Source organism: Acidimicrobiia bacterium (genome assembly GCA_016650365.1).
GTDB lineage: Bacteria > Actinomycetota > Acidimicrobiia > Spongiisociales > JAENVV01 > JAENVV01.
Genome location: JAENVV010000318.1, coordinates 1 through 2,250, shown reverse-complemented (window position 1 = coordinate 2,250; position 2,250 = coordinate 1). Strand labels below are relative to the sequence as shown.

At 61.9% G+C, this 2,250-nt stretch carries 4 protein-coding genes; all 4 read right to left on the bottom strand.

Annotated elements, in window-relative coordinates; genetic code table 11:
- A partial coding sequence (locus tag JJE47_17490) for a EutN/CcmL family microcompartment protein (protein MBK5269219.1) occupies positions 1-260 on the bottom strand: 260 nt, incomplete at its 3' end.
- Positions 257-559, bottom strand: coding sequence for a EutN/CcmL family microcompartment protein (locus JJE47_17485; protein MBK5269218.1), 303 nt, complete (start codon positions 557-559; stop codon positions 257-259). The genes JJE47_17490 and JJE47_17485, both read right to left, overlap by 4 nt.
- A 4-nt stretch (positions 560-563) precedes the next feature.
- A complete protein-coding gene (locus JJE47_17480) occupies positions 564-1,160 on the bottom strand; it encodes a BMC domain-containing protein (GenBank protein MBK5269217.1) in 597 nt (198 codons plus the stop codon).
- Positions 1,161-1,163: 3 nt separating this feature from the next.
- On the bottom strand, positions 1,164-2,250 hold a 1,087-nt coding region (locus tag JJE47_17475; GenBank protein MBK5269216.1), incomplete at its 5' end, for an aldehyde dehydrogenase.

The following is a 2,250-nucleotide window of genomic DNA, read 5'->3' as shown; positions in this document are numbered from 1 at the left end:
GCGACCTGGTCGATGATGCCGACGACCATCGCCCGGATGGGGCCGCTGGACACTTCCATGATCTGACGGGCGCCGGTACCTTCGTCGAGGATGAGTACCGTTTCGCCGGGTGCGGCGCTGACGACGTCGACGGCAATGACATACCCACCAGCGAGCTCTCCATCTGGATTCAAGTAGTCGCACAGCAGCAGCCGTTGCCCATCGAAAATGGGCGAGTTAAACGTCGAGACGACGGTTCCAGACACCCGGGCGAGTCTCACGGCTTTGCCTTCCGTTTGGTCTTCGGCAATGGCTCGACATGCAACTGGTCGACGATCCCCACGATGGCGTGGTCGATTGGTACAAAGGTTTCTGGCATCGCCTGGGCAGCCTCTCGAGATCCGACGAAGTAGATCATCTCTCCCGGTCCGGCCATAGCTACGGCATCGGCGGCCACCACCGGTCGGCCGGATGGCTCCCCGTCGCGCGACAGCGGCTGGACGATCAGAAACTTGATGCCCTCCAGATTGGGGGTCTTTTCGGTGGCGACGACCGTTCCAATGACCCGTCCAAGATGCATCAGGTCACCCGCCCCGCACTCTCGAGCCGAATTGGCCGTCGCCGAGCAGGTTCTCATTCATCTCGTCGTGGAGCTGAGCGATGATTCTCCACGCCGTGAGCTCGACCGGAATCCTGGCGATGGCCTGCTCGACGGCAGCTTCCACCTCAACCAGCGCGCCTGAAAAGAGGAGGTAACCCTTGCCACCGAGTCCGTCGGCCAGGAAGATCTGACGCAGATCGACTCTGGCGCCTTTCAGCCCCGCATCAGCGGCGAGGATGACCGCCGAGACGGAATCTGTCTCCACAACGCCAAGGGATTCCCCCTTGCCGGCGACCCTGGCGCCTGCCAGACCGGCCACCAGACCGGGGTGGGGATCGGGTAGGAACAGCTCATCGACCAGCAGATCTGATCCGAGTCGATGGGCGGCATCGACAGCCTCCTCGACGTCGGCCACGCCGCCGCCGACGAGCACCAGGTATTTGCCAGGATGGACCGTCCCGGCATGGATCACCTGAAGCATCGCTCGTTTGGCCATCGCATCGCCTGCTTCGATGCCGGCGGCGATAGAGCTGTATTCGAGCAAAGCGATGGCAGTCCCAAAGCTGACGGAGTCGGCCACCGTCTACACGATCCGCAGGGCGCCGACGACGCTCACTCGACGAGGACGCGAAAACGTTCGGGCCCTGGTGAGTCCATCGCCGGTAGGGCTCGCAATCGAAAACGAGGCATAGCCTTCGCCACCCTCACCGAGACCTGAGAAGAACGAGCCATTGGCAACAAAAATCGAACAGTTCATGGCCTTGGCCATCTTGGTAATCGTTTCGACGTTGGTCGAGTGAATACCGGCGGTGTGTCGGAATCCATGCTCTGTCCGAATCGCCAGCTCTATTGCCGCGTCGACGCTGCTGACCCGGGTGACCGGGAAGATCGGCATCATTTGCTCAGTCCAGACCAGGCTGTGATCGTTGGGAACCTCGGCAACCGCCAGCCGGATGTCTTTGTCCGTCTGGATACCGATTTCGGCAAGGATCGTCCCGGCGTTCTTCCCGATCCAGGCCGGATTGATCACGCCAGGCTTGTTGGGAGCTCCCATCTCTCGAAAGATGACCCGCTCCAACCGTTTCAACTCGTGCGCCTTGAGTATGTATGCGCCGGCGTCGGCCATTGACCTGACCAAGCGGTCGGCGACGGTATCGACCACGATGGCAGTCTTCTCGTCGGTACAGATGATGTTGTTATCGAAGGAGGCCCCCGCCACGATGGCCCGGCCGGCCCGTTCGATATCGGCGGTCTCGTCAACCACGACCGGCGGGTTCCCCGGCCCGGCAGCTACGGCTCGCTTGTCGGTCCGCAACGCCTCACGGACGACGGCCGGGCCGCCGGTCACCAGGAGCACCCGGATGTCAGGATGAACCATGAGTTCTTTGGCACTGTCAATCGTCGGATTCGGGATGGCGGTGACGAGATTGGGTGGTCCGCCGTTGGCGACCACTGCCCGGTTCATCAATCGGATATTCTCAGCTGAGACTCGCTTGGCCCCAGGGTGAACGTTGAATACGGCGGCGTTGCCTCCCGAGAGAATCGAAATACCGTTGTTGATGATGGTCGAGGTTGGATTCGTGGTCGGGGTAATCGCTCCGACCAGACCCATCGGCGCCCACTCGGTGACCGACATGCCACCGTCACCGGTCACGGCTTGGGGCTCAAGG

Bases quoted from the DNA above. Each gene is read 5' to 3' on its own strand.
- JJE47_17485 (MBK5269218.1), bottom strand. From the start codon at position 559: ATGCATCTTGGACGGGTCATTGGAACGGTCGTCGCCACCGAAAAGACC.